Consider the following 13,791-nt stretch of genomic DNA (forward strand, 5'->3'; position numbering starts at 1 on the left):
ACTTCTCGAAGATGCGCTGGCCATCGGCCTCGCGGCCTGGCTTCAGGATCGCCAGCATGCGCTCCTGGCTTTCCGACAGCATCATCTCGTAGGCGCTCATGCCCTCTTCGCGCTGGGGCACCATGTCGAGGTCCAGCTCGATGCCGACGCCGCCCTTGCCGGCCATCTCGACCGACGATGAGGTGAGGCCCGCCGCGCCCATGTCCTGAATGGCGGCCACTGCGCCCGAGGCCATCAGCTCGAGGGTCGCTTCGATCAGCAGCTTTTCAGCGAAGGGGTCGCCGACCTGAACCGTCGGGCGCTTCTCGTCCGAGGCGTCGTCAAATTCTGCCGAGGCCATGGTCGCGCCATGGATGCCGTCACGGCCGGTCTTCGAACCGAAGTACACGACCGGCAGGCCCGCTGCGGGGGCGGCCGAATAGAAGATCTTGTCGGCGTCGGCCAGGCCCACGCACATGGCGTTGACCAGGATGTTGCCGTCATAGCCACGGTGGAAGTTGGTCTCGCCGGCGACCGTGGGGACGCCCACGCAGTTGCCATAGCCGCCGATGCCGCTGACCACGCCCGACACCAGGCGCTTGGTCTTCGGATGGCTGGGGTCGCCGAAGCGCAGGGCGTTCAGCAGGGCGATGGGACGCGCGCCCATGGTGAACACGTCGCGCATGATGCCGCCGACGCCCGTCGCCGCGCCCTGATAGGGCTCGATGTAGGACGGGTGGTTGTGGCTCTCCATCTTGAAGATGCAGGCCTGGCCGTCGCCGATGTCGATGACGCCAGCGTTTTCACCTGGTCCGCAGATCACGCGGGGACCGGTGGTCGGGAACTTGCCCAGGTGCTTCTTGCTGGATTTGTAGGAGCAGTGCTCGCTCCACATCACCGAGAACACGCCCAGTTCGACCGGGTTCGGCTCCCGGTTCAGGCGTTGCAGGATGACGTCGTATTCTTCCGACTTCAGGCCGTACTCGGCGGCGGTTTCGCGGAGGGTCTTTGCAGGCTGAGCGCTCATGCGCGCGTAATAGCCGGACTCGGCGCGTCAGGCGATAGGGCAGAGACGTTCGAACGCGTCTTGCGGCGGCGCGTCGCGCCGGGACAGCGTCCAAACCTCAGTGGAAGGCGCCCATAGACGACGTCGACGATCCGGCCGGTGGCGATTCGACCAGCAGCAGGTCGGGGCCGTAACGTAGCCAGCGGTAGCTATAGGACGGACCGCCCAGACCCATCCGCCAGTGGTCATAGAAATGAGCGAGCGCCGGTCCACTAGATGTCCTCCGCACCTACCCCGCCGGGCAAACTACGCGCCCGTGCGGGGGAATTTGAAGCGGCGACCCGCGGCCTGACGGGACGGGGTTACGCCAGGGTTCGGACCTTCGGCTCGCGGTCCCAGTAGCGTCGCGTAGCGGCCCGGACGAAGGCTTCGTCCAGTCCGGTCACCCCGGCGTCGGCGACGACTCCGGCCTTGTCCAGCAGCGGCTTGGCCGCCTCGCTGGCGCCGATGGCCTTGAGGTGGCCGAAGGCGTCCATGACGAATTGGATCGCCGCGGCCTCCTTGAGCAGGGCCGCGCAGCCCTCGCTCGAGAGGGCCAGGGCGACGGCGTCCACTGTCACCGAGGGCGTCCCGGCGAGTTGTCCGTCGGCCTTGCGCAGGGACCCGTCCGACATCTTCACACCGCCGACCTTCGGGGCGATCACGACGGGTCGGGCGCCAGCCTTGGTGACGGCCTTCACCAGGGTATCGACAACGCTGACGTCTGAGCCATCGGCGATGAGGATTCCGACGGAACGCCCTTCCAACGTTTCCTTTTCAAGAGGCCCGCGAATGATGCGAAGGGCGGGCGAGAGGTCGAGATCCTGGACCGGCGCCGCCGGCTCCGAAGCCTTGGGCAGATCCATGGCCAGGCCTGCCGCGACGCGCGCGGCCAGGCTGGGATCGACGTTGACGATGTTGCTCAGCACCCGCGTGCGGATCGCCTCGATCGACACCTTGGACAACTCGAACACGATGGCCGAGGCGAGGTGGCTCTGTTCAGCGCTGTCGAGCGAGCGGAAGAACAGCCGGGCCTGGCTGTAATGGTCGGCGAAGCTGGAGGCGCGGATCCGAAGCTTGTCGCCGGATTCCGTGGCTGGGTAAGTCGCAAAGCCGGTCGCGGGACATTCGCGCACCCCACCGATCTCGCCGTGTTCGCCCAGGCTGTTGGGCTCGTAGTTGGCGCGGCCCTTGGGCTGAAGCATCTGCATCTGCCCGTCGCGCTGGAAGTTCATCACCGGGCACTTGGGCGCGTTGATCGGGATCTGATGGAAATTGGCGGTGCCCAGCCGGCTCTTCTGGGTGTCGAGATAGCTGAACAACCGGCCCTGCAGCAGCGGGTCGTTGGTGAAGTCGATGCCGGGCGGGACATTGGCCGGGCAATAGGCGACCTGTTCAGTCTCGGCGAAGAAATTGTCTGGCCAGCGGTCCAGGACCATGCGGCCGACGATGCGCACCGGCAGCAACTCTTCTGGAATGATCTTGGTGGAGTCGAGAACGTCGTAGGGGAGGCTATCGGCGAACGCCTCGTCGAAGGTCTGGATGCCCAGTTCCCATTCGGGGAAGTCGCCCCGCTGGATCGCCTCGAACAGGTCACGGCGATGGAAGTCGGGATCGGCGCCGGCGAGCTTCACCGCCTCGTCCCAGATCGTCGACTGGAGGCCAAGCTTCGGCTTCCAATGGAACTTCACGAAGGTCGAGGCGCCGGCCGCATTCACGAACCGGAAGGTGTGGATGCCGAAGCCCTCGATCATCCGCAGTGAGCGCGGAATGGTGCGGTCAGACATCGCCCACATGATCATGTGGGTCGTTTCGGGCATCAGTCCGACGAAGTCCCAGAAGGTGTCGTGGGCGCTGGCGGCCTGCGGGAAGCCGCGGTCCGCCTCCATCTTCACCGAATGGATCAGGTCGGGGAACTTGATGGCGTCTTGGATGAAGAAGACCGGGATATTGTTGCCGACCAGATCCCAGTTGCCCTCCTTGGTGTAGAATTTCACCGCGAAGCCGCGCACGTCGCGAGGCGTATCAACCGACCCGGCGCCGCCAGCCACGGTGGAGAACCGGGTGAACAGCGGCGTCTTCTCGCCGGCCCGCTGGAAGATATCGGCCTTGGTGATGTCGGCCAGGGACTCAAAGAGCTCGAAATAGCCGTGGGCGGCAGAGCCGCGGGCGTGGACGATGCGCTCTGGAATCCGCTCGTGGTCGAAGTGGAAGATCTTTTCGCGCAGGACGAAGTCTTCCAGCAGCACCGGGCCGCGGTCGCCGGCCTTGAGCTGGTTCTGGTTGTCGGAGACCCGGATGCCCTGATTGGTGGTCAGGTGATCCTCGGGCTTGTGGGAGCTCTCGACGGGAACGTGCTGGTGAGTTTCCCCCCCATTGCCCACGTCGGTGTCGTAACCCTCTCGCGTCGCCATGGCCCGTCCTCGCAGTGCTGATAGGAGATGAGCGCTCAACCACTCGGGGTGGCGAAGGTTCCTCCTATCGGCGCCGTTCCGGGGTTAGGGCTTGGCGCGAGGACTCTGGTGAGGAATCAGCGTGTCGCCTGGGGTGGCGAGGACGCGGGCCGCGCCACCGCTGGCCTCAAGCGTGCGCGCGGCGTTGCAGGCGCCTTCGGCGGCATCCTCGCGGGTCGGGTATTCGCCGTGGAAGACGTAGTCACGGGTCACTTGCCAGACGCCGCCTCGAAGGCCGGCCCGGAAGGTGCAGACCCGCGCCGCTGGGCGCTTGAGCGCCTTCAACGCCGACGTCCCGGTCGGCGGAACGAAAAGACGGCGGAAACGGCCAGGGCCGCCAGGACACAGGCGGCGGACGCGATAAATAGGGTAGGCATCTTGAACTCTAAGGGGCGCCGCGTCGGACCAGATCGACCGCCTGCCAAGCGGTGCGGACTCGACGGCGCGCTTGGTAATTATGGGGCTTTATCGCACCTCGCGCCAGTTAAACCGCCATTTGGGCGCGCATAGGACCAATTCCAAGGTTTGATTTATTTTCGGGAAGGCCGAGTTGGAGAGAAATCGCGGAGGCGATTGTTGTCGGAATTCTGTGGTTCGCGGTGGCCAGTTCGAGATTAGCGGCGCCCCGATCACTCGACGTTTTATCGATAATGCGCGAAATCGGGGCCGCCGCGTGGTATGGCAGGGCATGGATGCCGGCCGACGGGTCGGGAAGGGTGCAAACCGACACGCGTCGCGTGTCTTCGCTCTCGCTCCGGAAAGCTTCGAACATGACGCTCATCAACGAAGGTCCTCTTCGCCAGCAGGCCAAGGGCCACGGGGCGGTTTCATGAGCATCTTGTCGCCAGAACGCCGCCAGGAAATCCAGGCCTTGGAGCCACGCCTGCTCGAGTGGGCGAACCGCATGACGCGCGACGCCAATGAGGCCAAGGCCTTGGTGAGCGAAACCCTGGCCGCTGCGCGCACATCGGCCCTGGCCGCCAGCGACGAGATCGGGGTCGAGGTCTGGGTCTTCCGCTTGCTGCGCCAACACTTCCATTCGCTGGAGCGTGATCGCCATCACCGGCGCGCGGTCAGCGCCTTCGCCACCGACCAGACCTATACGCGCAAGCGTTCCCAGTTGGCGCTCGCCGCCTCCGCGGAAGCTCGCACGACTGAAGACTGACCTTAAAATTCGTCTCGTTTCCTGAAAGGAACGCGCCATGGCCAAGGGCCAAAAGAAGAGCAATCGCGAAGTCCGAAAGCCGAAGACCGCGAAAGAAAAGCCCACCGAGACGACCAAATCCTTCCTGTCTCCGATCACCCCCAAGAAATAGGGGTCAGGTGGCGAGGCGCTCGCGGGTCGCGAACCAGGGTTTCAGCCGGGCCAGCGCTTCCTCGATCTCCCGGGTGGAGACCGCAAAGCTCATGCGGATGAAATGACCGCCTTCGACCGGGTCAAAGTCGATGCCGGGGGCCGTGGCGACCCCGGTGTCGCGTAGCAGGGTCTGGCAGAACTCCAGGCTGTCGTGCGTCAGATGACCGACGTCGGCATAGATGTAGAACGCTCCGTCAGGCGGTGCGATGGCGTCGAGGCCGAGCGCGGGCAAGGCGTCCAGCAGCAGGGTCCGGTTAGCCCGGTAGACCTCCAGATGGCCTTCCAACTCGTCACGGCTGTCCATCGCCGCCAGGCCGGCGTGCTGGGCCAGCGACGGTGGGGTCAGGAATAGCGCGCCCATGAAGGCGCGCGCCCGCTCCACATGCTCTGGCGGGTTCAGCAGCCAACCCAGCCGCCAACCGGCCATGCTGAAGTATTTCGAGAAGCTGTTCACCACCAGGGCGTTCGGCTCGAACTCCAGGATCGAGCGGGCCGGCTCGACATAGCTGAGCCCGTGATAGATCTCGTCGGAGATGATCTTGATCCCGCGCTCGCGGCAGACCTGGGCGATGGCCTCCAACTCGCCGGCCGGAATGATCGTGCCGGTCGGATTGGCGGGGCTCGCCAGGATCACCCCGGCCGGGACTGGATCGAGCGCCGCTAGCCGCGCGGCGCTGAGCTGGAATCGCTCCTCAGGTCCGCACTCGAGCTCCACCGGAACCATGTGCAGGGCCCGCAGGGTGTTGCGGTAGGCGACGTAGCCCGGCCGCGCCAAGGCGATCTGGTCGCCCGGCGAGAAGCAGGACGATAGCGCCAGGACCAGGGCCGGGGAGGCGCCGCAGGTCAGGATCAATTGGCCCGGCGCGACCTCGACCCCGTAGGTCTCCTTGTAGTGCTGAGCGATCCGCGTCTTGAGCGCCGGGCTCTCCCAATAGCCCATCGGATCATTGTCGAGGATCTTGTGGGCCGCCTCGATGGCCGCGCGCGGCGCGCCGGTCGAAGGCTGTCCGAACTCCATATGGATGACCGAGCGCCCCTCGCTCTTAAGCTGGTGGGCGAGCCCGCTGATGGCGATGGCGTGGAAGGGTTCGATCATGGAGGACATGGCGACCATCTGGCCGAGGCGGGCGGCCAAGGCAAGCGCGGCTCCCGGTCGCGGCGGCGCTTGATACGGTCTTGGCGACTTGACCTGCGCCGTCTCAGGCGCGAAGCCGTCCGCACAAAAGGGTCGGGGAAAACGATGGCGAACAGTTCAGCGGCGGTGACGCCACCGTCTACGCGGAGAGTCCTGACGGCCAGTCTGGTCGGCACGGCGGTCGAGTTCTACGACTTCTACATCTACGCCACCGCCGCCTCGCTGGTGTTCGGCCCGCTGTTCTTCCCCTCCGCCTCGCCATCGATGCAACTGTTGTCGTCCTACGCGACCATGGCCGTGGCGTTCTTCGCCCGGCCGCTGGGGGCGGTGGTGTTTGGGCACTACGGCGACCGTATCGGCCGCAAGTCGACCCTGGTGGCCTCGCTGATGCTGATGGGCGGATCGACCGTGGCCATCGCCTTCCTGCCCACCTACGCCATGGCCGGATGGATCGCACCGGTCATGCTCTGCGTCCTGCGCTTTGGCCAGGGCTTCGGCCTCGGCGGCGAATGGGGCGGCGCGGCCCTTCTGGCGGTTGAAAATGCTCCCCCCGGCTGGCGCGCGCGATACGGCATGTTCCCGCAACTCGGCGCCCCCGTCGGCTTCATCGCCGCCAACGGCCTGTTCCTGATCCTGGGCATGATGCTGACGCCCGAGCAGTTCCAGGCCTGGGGCTGGCGGATCCCGTTCCTGGGCAGCATCCTGCTGGTCGGCGTCGGCCTATGGGTGCGGTTGAGACTCACGGAGACCCCGTCCTTCGCCAAGGCCTTGGCGGAGGAAAAGCCGCCCGCCGTGCCGTTGGCCGAGCTGTTCCAGCGGCACCTGATGCCGACCATCGCCGGCACCTTCGCGGTGGTCGCCTGCTTCGCCGTCTTCTATCTCGCGACCGCCTTCGCGCTGGGCTACGGCGTCCAGACCCTTGGGCACAGCCGCGAGACCTTCCTGGGCGTTCAGTTGGGCGCCATCGGCTTCATGGCGCTCGGCATCGTCATCGCCGGTTATTGGGCCGACGCGACCAACCCCCGCCGCGTATTGATGGCCGGCTGCTTGATGGCGATCGTCGTCGGCGTGTTGCTGCCGCCGATGCTGGGCGCCGACTCGCTGTTCTTGAGCTGGGCCTTCCTATCGTTGGCGCTGCTGACCATGGGCTTCGTCTACGGGCCGTTGGGCGCCTTCCTGCCGGGCCTGTTCCCGGCGCGGGTGCGCTACACCGGCGCCTCGATGGCCTTCAATGTCGGCGGCATCATCGGCGGCGGCCTGACCCCGGTGGTCGCCCAGGCTCTATCGAGCCAGGGCGGATTGGTCCCGGTGGGCATCTATCTGGGCGTCGCCGCCCTCATCAGCCTGGTGGCGCTGTCGATGCTCAAGAACGAGCATCACGACTGAGGCGATCCTCACCAGCGGTTATGGACCTCTTCGGCGAAGCCGATGAGGTCGCGTACCTCCAGGCGTGATCCGTCGTCTAGTCCGACGTGACCGGAGAAGCGTCCGAACACCTGGTGCTGGGCTGAACTGATGTCGCCCATCGCGAAGCTGGCGTGGCGATCGACGATCGGCTCGAAGGTCATTTCGAAGCGCCCGTCGCTGGAGGTGAACCGCCAGGGGCCGGTGTCGTAGCCGTCCTGCGGCAGGTGGAATTTCAGGTCGGTCAGCTTGTGGACCTTGCCGTCGAAGAAGACGACGTTTTCGCTGGCCGCCGAGGTGTCGCCAAAGCCGTAACCGATGTTGAAGCCGAACGGCTTGCCCTCGACCAGGCCCGAGGCCGAGCCCCAGTACCAGGTGTTGTCGAAGGTCCAGATCCCTCGGCCCCAGTCGAGCACGCCGAAGGCCTGCTCGGGCGCGAACTCATAACGGCGGCCGGCGTAGTCGATGTGCCCGGTGGCGGCCAGGCAGTTGATCTTCTGGTTATAGTAGAAGGCCTCCGGGACCTCGGCGAACGGGGTGGCGATGACCATGCGGTCCATAGGCGGCTGAGCCAGCCAAAGCTCGCCGGACAGGCCTTGGCCCTTGTCGAAGCCCGGCGCGTCGATGGCCAGACGCCGCCCGCCGGGCTCATGGCGAAACGCGAGCTGCATCTTGGGGTGGACCTGGACGATGTCTCCGGCGTCGGCGCTGGATGGCAACGCCATGGCGCCGTTGGGGGCCGGCGTCCCGACTCCGCCATTGACGAAGGTCCGCTCGCGGAAATCCATCCAAGAGACGCCTAGGAAGCCCATGTGGCCGTTGTCGGCGACGGTTAGGGCGATCCCGAACGTGTCGGTCAGGACGCAGTAATAGTCCCATTCCTTGATGCGCGGATCGGGGGAGGTCAGCACCGAGCGATCGTATCGCCGGACCTCTTCGCTGGCCCAGCCGCGCTCGACCAAGGTCCCGTCGGCGTTCAGAAGCTCTCCGACACCCATCCGATGTTGCATGACCGCTCCCCTGCGCCGCTCCCCTTCTCTGGGGCGAGACGATGCTTAGTGCATGACGGGGCGTCATGACAAAGCCTAGGCATTGACCGTCCCGGCATGGAGGCTTATCGATATTGCGAGTCATTCGCAAATAAGGATCGTCGCATATGAGACCCGGACCTCTCGCCGCCGCCAGTCTGCGGATCGGGCCCGCTGGGCTGGCGCTTTCCGAACAGCTTATCCTTGCGGGTCTGCGCACCTGGGCGAGGGCCAGGATGGAGGGGGAGGAGCCCCGCGCCTTGATCCGTCCGAGCCTGACCCATGTCGCATCACGGCCGGTGGCCTCGGTGTTCGTGGCGATGATGGAGACCATTGAGCGCGAGGCCGCGCGAGCCATGCAGGTCCATTGCGTGGCGTGTGGCGGCTATTCCTACGACGAACAGCGGGTGGTCCTGGCCTGCGGGCTGGCGCGGGCTGCGCCGGACATCGCGATGCAATTGCTGGGGCCGCTGGTGAAATCCTGCAAGGCGCCGGTCCTATTGGCGAGAACCCTGAACGTCGCGCTCGACAACGCCGGCTTCCCAATGCCGGTGCGGATGTGGGACGATGAGGCGGCTCTGACCACGGTCCACTAGGGTCTAGCCGGCCGCGGCCGTGAGCTCCTTGGTCCATTTGAACTGTTGGCGGTGGTCGAAGGCGGTTTCGACGTAGGTGTCGGGGTTCCACATCCGCCGGTCGGGCGCTTCGAAATGAGCGTTGCCATAGACGTGGAGCGATAGGCCTGTCTCGCCTGGTTCGTTCCACATGGCGTGGATCGCTTCTTGGCCAAGGACGGCCACCGCTGGCGCGGTGACGCGCTTGAGCCCGGTCTCGACGCAGCGCTCGCCATTCAGTTCATAGGTCTTGTACTGCTCGACGCCTTCGACCAGGCCGATAATGGCGTCGGTGGCGTGGTCATGAGGCGGACCGCGCAGTCCTCCCTCACTCCAGACCGAGTAGATCGTCAGGTCTGGCGACTGGACATAGATCTTCGCTAGCTGGCCCGGTTCTAACTCGCTGCGGAGTTCAGTGCTCAAGTCCCCCGCGGCCAGCAGCCGTTTCATCGCGCTGGCGACTTTCGCGGGCCAATCTGGCTGCGTCCGAAGCGCGCGGCACTCGGCGACGAAGTTCGTCATTTTCTCGGCCATGCTATCTCTCCGCGCCCCGACCTAGGGACTAGATCGCAGGGGGGCAGGTTTGACAACCAACGCGGTTGGAGCAGGCCGCCGCTATCGCCTTCGTGGGGCGAATGCTTCAGGAAGCCGGAATGAAACGCCTCGCCTTTCTTGCGCTCGCCGCCGCCGGTGTCTTCTGGGGGCTGGGCTTTCCGCTGGGCAAATTGGCGCTGCGCGAGACGGACGCCGCGCAGGTGGTGCTGCTGCGCTTTGCGGTGGCGGCCTTGGTGGCGCTACCCTTCGCCCTGCGGGGACGCGAGACGCGCGCCTTGTTCCGCTCGCCGGTGGTGTTGCTGGCCGGGGCGCTCTACGGCGTCGCCTTCCTGGTGCAGTTCGAAGGGTTGGCGCGGGTCAGTGTCACGCTCGCCGCGCTGCTGGTCGGGGTGATGCCCGCCCTGATCGCGCTCAGCGCCAGGTTCCTAGGCGAGCGGGTCGGCCCGGCGTCCTGGGCGGGCGTCGCCGCCGCGACCCTCGGGGCGGTGCTGATCGCCGGAAAGCCGGGAACCGCCGGAACGCCGCTCGGCGTGGTGCTGTCGCTGGCGGCGCTGCTCATATTTCTGGCCTGGCTGTTTGTTCTACGCAAAGCCCCCGAGACGGCCGCCCCCATGGCCATCCCGGCCGTCACCGTGGTCGTGGCGGCGGCGACCATCCTGCCTATCGCCCTGGTCATGCATGGCCCGCCCAGGCTTGATCTCAGTGCGGGGGCATGGGCCGGCATCGTCGGGCAGGGGGTGTTCTCGACCCTGCTGGCGACAGCGGCCTGGCAGTTCGGATCGGCGCGGGTAGGCAGCGCCAGCGCCGGGGTCTTCATCAATATCGAGCCGCTGATGGGCGCGGCCATTGGAGTGCTGATGTTCGGCGATCACCTGACGCTGGCGCTGGGCGCGGGCGGCTTGCTGATCCTCGTCGGGAGTTTCGTGGTGGTGCTCGGCGAGAAGCATTCGCCGCCGTCCGAACTCCCCGCCATTCCGCCGACGCCGGCTTGAACCGGCCTAGGACAATCGGGGCTTGAGCCCCGGTGGCGGATCGCATGATACGTCGCTATCGCGACATGGAGACCAGGGCCGATGACGGACGACCAACCGAGCTTCGACGACACCGGCTTCGACGTCGATGACTGGACGCGGCTGAAGCCTTTCGTCGGGACCCTGGCGACCCTGGACGATGTTCAGCGGCGCGTGGCGATCTTCGCGCTGGGCGACACCGAAAACGGTCGGCCCATCGACATGGAGCTGCCGCAGCCAGTGATCTGGTGGACCGACGACGGCGAGGAAGCCGCGATCGTGGTCCAGGCCGAGGCGCACGACACCGAGGATGGCGAGACCATGGAGGTGCTGGGCCTCGTCACCCCGGACGGCGGCGGCGCGGTCGCCCTGCTTGAGGACGTCGACCTGGTCGATGACACCGATCCGGTGTGGCGCAAGCTCGTCACCGAGGCGATCGGCGACGAAGAGGGCGACGACGACTAGTCCGTCGCCGCCCCATTCGATCAGTTACGGTTGGGGATGATCACCGGCAGGGTCTCATAGCCCTTCACGAACACCGAGTGAGTGCGCAGCGGTTCGCCCACCACCTCGACGCTTGGGAAGCGCTTCAGGATCTCTTCCCAGATGATGGTGAGCTGCAGTTCGGCCAGGCGGTTGCCGACGCAGCGGTGAATACCGAACCCGAAGGACATGTGGTTGCGCGGCCGTTCGCGGTCGATGATGTAGCTGTTCGGGTTGGCGATGACCTCGTCATCGCGGTTGCCCGAAACGTACCACATGGCCACCCGATCGCCCTTGCGGATCAGCTTGCCGCCGAACTCGATATCCTGGGTGGCGGTGCGGGCCATGTGCGCCAGCGGCGTCTGCCAGCGGATGGTCTCCGACACCATGGAGTTGATCAGCCCTGGGTTGGCCCGCAGCTTGGCGTACTGATCCGGGTTCTTGTTCAGGGCGTAGATCGAGCCGGAGATGGTGTTCCGGGTGGTGTCGTTGCCGCCGATGATCAGCAGGGTGACGTTGCCGTGGTACTCGTTGGGATCCATGTCCCGGGTGGCCTCGGCATGGGCCAGCATGGAGATCATGTCGGACTGCGGCGGGGCGTTGATGCGTTGGTTCCACAGGCCGTCAAAGGCGTCGAAGCACTCGCCGAGCTCCCGGCGCTTCTGCTCCCAGCTCTCGCAGACCCCGTGGCCGGGCGGGTTAGTCATCATGTCCGACCAATAGGTGAGCTTGCGGCGATCCTCGAAGGGGAAGTCGAAGAGGGTGGCGAGCGTCATGGCCGTCAGCTCTTTCGAGACCAGGTCGACCCAATCAAATTCCTCACCGATCGGCAGACCGTCGAGAATCGCGCCGGCCCTTTCGCGGATCACCGGGGCCATGAGATGGAGGTTGGCGGGGGCCACCGCTGGACTGACCGCCTTGCGCTGAACGTCGTGCTTGGGCGGGTCCATGGCGATGAAGGACGGCCGAGTTGGGCGTCCAGCGCTCTCGGCCTTGGATTCCAGGCTCTGCAGGACGATGCCATCGGCCGAGGAGAACACCTGATGATTGGTGTCGACGGCCATGATGTCGTTGTACTTGGTGATCGACCAATAAGGGCCGTAGTCGCTGTCGGCGGTGAAGTGGACCGGGGCTTCGCGGCGCAGGCGCGCGAAGTGCTCCCACATGGCGTCGCCGCTGAAGAGTTCGGGCTGAGCTGGGTTCAACTGGTCCAGCGGCACGTCGTTGACCTGCCGGCGCGCCTCTTGGGCGATGTCGATGGAGCCGTCGCTCATGGTCCGTCCTCCCTTAGGGCGCCGCCTCGAGGGCGCGCCTTGTTCTCGTTGGCGACGAGTAGGAAGAACCGAACGCTGTTTTGATAGATATTTACGGGCGCGGGGGCGGCGAACCCACCCAAGACCGTCATCATCGGGCTCTTGTCCCGGTGATCCATACGCGCTGAGCTATCGAGGTCGAAACCGGACGGCGGTGTCTATGGGTGGCCGGCGCAAGAGGCCGGCCATGACGAGCGGGAGGGGAACGCTAGGCGCTGGCGAGCGCGCTCTGGAACAACAGGGCGCCGTCGGCCGAGCCGAGTTCTTCTTCGAAGGCGCGGTCGGGGTGGGGCATGAGGCCCAGGACATTGCCCTTGGCGTTGATAATGCCGGCGATGGCGCGCGATGAGCCGTTGGGATTGTCGAGGTAGCGGAACACCACCTGACCCTCGCCCTCGATCCGGTCCAGCGTCTCTTCGTCGGCGAAGAAGTTGCCCTCGCCATTGCCGACCGTCATCTCGACTTCGCGACGACCGTTATAGGCGGCGGTGAAGCGGGTCTGGGCGTTGGTGACTTCCAAGCCGACCGGCTTGCAGACGTATTTCAGCTTCTCGTTCCGCAGCAGGGCGCCCGGCAGCATCTTCGACTCGGTCAGCACCTGGAAGCCGTTGCAGATACCGACGGTGGCGACGCCACGTTCGGCCGCGGCCCGGACCTCGGTCATCACCGGCGAGAGCGCGGCCATGGCGGCGCAGCGCAGGTAGTCGCCGTAGGAGAATCCACCCGGCAGGACGATCAGATCCAGGCCCTGGGGCAGGGCGGTCTCGCCGTGCCAGACCATGTCCACCTTGGCGCCGGTCGAGCGCTCGATGGCGACCTTGCAGTCGCGGTCACAGTTGGAACCAGGGAAAACGATGACGGCAGCTTTCATGCGCGGTTCTCTAGGCGATTTCGTCGAAAAAGGGGAGAGGCGGATGTGACGCATCCGTGGGGATAGGGCCGATCATCTGGTGCTGAGGCTCTGCAGATAGGCCATGACCTGGTCAAAACCAGCCTTGTCGCCATACGGGCAGCCGGTGTTCTTCATGACCTTGGCGCCGTTTTCCTGGACGGCTTCCTGTTTGAAGACCGCCGGATGGCCGGGCGCACCCTGCTCGGTGAGGACGAACGCCTCGCCGCCGCCTTCCATATTGTAGAAGCGATAGGGCTCGCCGCGCTCTTGCGGCGCGGGCTTCAGTCCCGGCTGGGCAAGGACCTTGGCGGCGAGCGCCTCGTAGGAGAGGCCGCAGTCGAGCGCCAGCCTTTGGCGCGCCGGCGGTGGTTCCGGCGCGCAAGCCCCAAGGACGAGGAGTGGGATCAGCGCGAGGAGCGCCGAACCCCTCACGCCACCTCGACTCGGTAGCTTTCGATGACCGTGTTGGCGAGCAGCTTCTCGCACATGGCTTTCACCTGCGTCTCGGCGGCGGCCTGGTCGC

General features: G+C 65.8%; 17 protein-coding genes. 6 read left to right on the forward strand and 11 right to left on the reverse strand.

Features of this window, described 5'->3' with window-relative positions; genetic code table 11:
• From purL to Q7T84_RS02425, 4 genes are all read right to left on the reverse strand, one after another.
• A partial coding sequence (gene purL / locus Q7T84_RS02410) for a phosphoribosylformylglycinamidine synthase subunit PurL (protein WP_304806049.1) occupies window positions 1–1,006 on the reverse strand: 1,006 nt, incomplete at its 3' end.
• A gap of 341 nt (window positions 1,007–1,347) precedes the next feature.
• The gene (locus tag Q7T84_RS02415; RefSeq protein ID WP_304806051.1) at window positions 1,348–3,438 is read right to left on the reverse strand and encodes a catalase; all 2,091 of its coding nucleotides are present in this window, start codon (window positions 3,436–3,438) and stop codon (window positions 1,348–1,350) included.
• A gap of 84 nt (window positions 3,439–3,522) precedes the next feature.
• Window positions 3,523–3,762 carry a hypothetical protein gene (locus Q7T84_RS02420; protein WP_304806053.1) on the reverse strand — a complete coding sequence of 80 codons (240 nt, stop codon included), beginning with the start codon at window positions 3,760–3,762 and terminating at the stop codon, window positions 3,523–3,525.
• Window positions 3,763–3,961: 199 nt separating this feature from the next.
• Window positions 3,962–4,258: a hypothetical protein gene (locus tag Q7T84_RS02425; protein WP_304806054.1), complete on the reverse strand. Its 297-nt coding sequence runs from the start codon at window positions 4,256–4,258 to the stop codon at window positions 3,962–3,964.
• A gap of 48 nt (window positions 4,259–4,306) precedes the next feature.
• Between Q7T84_RS02425 and Q7T84_RS02430 the strand changes: the two genes are divergently transcribed.
• Together Q7T84_RS02430 and Q7T84_RS02435 are read left to right on the forward strand one after the other, a co-directional pair.
• Window positions 4,307–4,642 (forward strand): hypothetical protein, encoded by a 336-nt coding sequence (locus Q7T84_RS02430; RefSeq protein ID WP_304806056.1) that lies wholly within the window; start codon window positions 4,307–4,309, stop codon window positions 4,640–4,642.
• Window positions 4,643–4,679: 37 nt separating this feature from the next.
• A complete protein-coding gene (locus Q7T84_RS02435; protein WP_304806057.1) occupies window positions 4,680–4,793 on the forward strand; it encodes a hypothetical protein in 114 nt (37 codons plus the stop codon).
• A 3-nt stretch (window positions 4,794–4,796) separates the two neighbouring features.
• On the opposite strand, the gene Q7T84_RS02440 is transcribed toward Q7T84_RS02435, so the two are convergent.
• Window positions 4,797–5,939, reverse strand: coding sequence for an aminotransferase class I/II-fold pyridoxal phosphate-dependent enzyme (locus Q7T84_RS02440; RefSeq protein WP_304806073.1), 1,143 nt, complete (start codon window positions 5,937–5,939; stop codon window positions 4,797–4,799).
• A 135-nt stretch (window positions 5,940–6,074) separates the two neighbouring features.
• On the opposite strand from Q7T84_RS02440, the gene Q7T84_RS02445 reads away from it, so the two are divergent.
• Window positions 6,075–7,355 (forward strand): MFS transporter, encoded by a 1,281-nt coding sequence (locus Q7T84_RS02445; RefSeq protein ID WP_304806059.1) that lies wholly within the window; start codon window positions 6,075–6,077, stop codon window positions 7,353–7,355.
• 8 nt (window positions 7,356–7,363) lie between these two features.
• Here the strand turns inward: Q7T84_RS02445 and Q7T84_RS02450 are convergent, their stop codons facing one another.
• Entirely contained in the window at window positions 7,364–8,383 is a 1,020-nt protein-coding gene (locus tag Q7T84_RS02450; RefSeq protein ID WP_304806061.1) for a DUF2804 domain-containing protein, read from the reverse strand.
• 146 nt (window positions 8,384–8,529) lie between these two features.
• Between Q7T84_RS02450 and Q7T84_RS02455 the strand changes: the two genes are divergently transcribed.
• On the forward strand, window positions 8,530–8,997 hold the full coding sequence (locus Q7T84_RS02455; protein WP_304806063.1) for a hypothetical protein: 468 nt from the start codon (window positions 8,530–8,532) through the stop codon (window positions 8,995–8,997).
• 3 nt (window positions 8,998–9,000) lie between these two features.
• On the opposite strand, the gene Q7T84_RS02460 is transcribed toward Q7T84_RS02455, so the two are convergent.
• Window positions 9,001–9,549, reverse strand: a complete 549-nt coding sequence (locus Q7T84_RS02460) for a hypothetical protein (protein ID WP_304806064.1) — start codon at window positions 9,547–9,549, stop codon at window positions 9,001–9,003.
• A 119-nt stretch (window positions 9,550–9,668) separates the two neighbouring features.
• On the opposite strand from Q7T84_RS02460, the gene Q7T84_RS02465 reads away from it, so the two are divergent.
• Both Q7T84_RS02465 and Q7T84_RS02470 read left to right on the forward strand, forming a co-directional pair.
• On the forward strand, window positions 9,669–10,562 hold the full coding sequence (locus Q7T84_RS02465) for a DMT family transporter (protein ID WP_304806067.1): 894 nt from the start codon (window positions 9,669–9,671) through the stop codon (window positions 10,560–10,562).
• Between the two features lie 81 nt (window positions 10,563–10,643).
• Window positions 10,644–11,045, forward strand: a complete 402-nt coding sequence (locus Q7T84_RS02470; protein ID WP_304806068.1) for a hypothetical protein — start codon at window positions 10,644–10,646, stop codon at window positions 11,043–11,045.
• A 20-nt stretch (window positions 11,046–11,065) separates the two neighbouring features.
• Here the strand turns inward: Q7T84_RS02470 and Q7T84_RS02475 are convergent, their stop codons facing one another.
• From Q7T84_RS02475 to purS, 4 genes are all read right to left on the reverse strand, one after another.
• Complete coding sequence (locus tag Q7T84_RS02475) at window positions 11,066–12,337, reverse strand: cytochrome P450 (protein WP_304806069.1); 1,272 nt, start codon at window positions 12,335–12,337, stop codon at window positions 11,066–11,068.
• A gap of 247 nt (window positions 12,338–12,584) precedes the next feature.
• Window positions 12,585–13,247, reverse strand: a complete 663-nt coding sequence (purQ, locus tag Q7T84_RS02480) for a phosphoribosylformylglycinamidine synthase subunit PurQ (RefSeq protein WP_304806070.1) — start codon at window positions 13,245–13,247, stop codon at window positions 12,585–12,587.
• A gap of 72 nt (window positions 13,248–13,319) precedes the next feature.
• The gene (locus tag Q7T84_RS02485; RefSeq protein ID WP_304806072.1) at window positions 13,320–13,700 is read right to left on the reverse strand and encodes a hypothetical protein; all 381 of its coding nucleotides are present in this window, start codon (window positions 13,698–13,700) and stop codon (window positions 13,320–13,322) included.
• Window positions 13,697–13,791, reverse strand: a 95-nt coding sequence (purS, locus tag Q7T84_RS02490; protein WP_304806074.1) for a phosphoribosylformylglycinamidine synthase subunit PurS, incomplete at its 5' end; no start/stop codon positions are given. The genes Q7T84_RS02485 and purS, both read right to left, overlap by 4 nt.

The sequence above is a fragment of the Phenylobacterium sp. genome (assembly GCF_030654915.1).
In the GTDB taxonomy this organism is placed as follows: Bacteria; Pseudomonadota; Alphaproteobacteria; order Caulobacterales; family Caulobacteraceae; genus Phenylobacterium.

What these genes read in the sequence shown, in the direction of transcription:
- Q7T84_RS02415 (WP_304806051.1), bottom strand. Translation starts at nt 3,438, where the DNA reads ATGGCGACGCGAGAGGGTTACGACACCGACGTGGGCAATGGGGGGGAA.
- Q7T84_RS02425 (WP_304806054.1), bottom strand. Translation starts at nt 4,258, where the DNA reads ATGAGCGTCATGTTCGAAGCTTTCCGGAGCGAGAGCGAAGACACGCGA.
- Q7T84_RS02430 (WP_304806056.1), top strand. Translation starts at nt 4,307, where the DNA reads ATGAGCATCTTGTCGCCAGAACGCCGCCAGGAAATCCAGGCCTTGGAG.
- Q7T84_RS02435 (WP_304806057.1), top strand. Translation starts at nt 4,680, where the DNA reads ATGGCCAAGGGCCAAAAGAAGAGCAATCGCGAAGTCCGAAAGCCGAAG.
- Q7T84_RS02440 (WP_304806073.1), bottom strand. Translation starts at nt 5,939, where the DNA reads ATGTCCTCCATGATCGAACCCTTCCACGCCATCGCCATCAGCGGGCTC.
- Q7T84_RS02445 (WP_304806059.1), top strand. Translation starts at nt 6,075, where the DNA reads ATGGCGAACAGTTCAGCGGCGGTGACGCCACCGTCTACGCGGAGAGTC.
- Q7T84_RS02450 (WP_304806061.1), bottom strand. Translation starts at nt 8,383, where the DNA reads ATGCAACATCGGATGGGTGTCGGAGAGCTTCTGAACGCCGACGGGACC.
- Q7T84_RS02455 (WP_304806063.1), top strand. Translation starts at nt 8,530, where the DNA reads ATGAGACCCGGACCTCTCGCCGCCGCCAGTCTGCGGATCGGGCCCGCT.
- Q7T84_RS02460 (WP_304806064.1), bottom strand. Translation starts at nt 9,549, where the DNA reads ATGGCCGAGAAAATGACGAACTTCGTCGCCGAGTGCCGCGCGCTTCGG.
- Q7T84_RS02465 (WP_304806067.1), top strand. Translation starts at nt 9,669, where the DNA reads ATGAAACGCCTCGCCTTTCTTGCGCTCGCCGCCGCCGGTGTCTTCTGG.
- Q7T84_RS02470 (WP_304806068.1), top strand. Translation starts at nt 10,644, where the DNA reads ATGACGGACGACCAACCGAGCTTCGACGACACCGGCTTCGACGTCGAT.
- Q7T84_RS02475 (WP_304806069.1), bottom strand. Translation starts at nt 12,337, where the DNA reads ATGAGCGACGGCTCCATCGACATCGCCCAAGAGGCGCGCCGGCAGGTC.
- purQ (WP_304806070.1), bottom strand. Translation starts at nt 13,247, where the DNA reads ATGAAAGCTGCCGTCATCGTTTTCCCTGGTTCCAACTGTGACCGCGAC.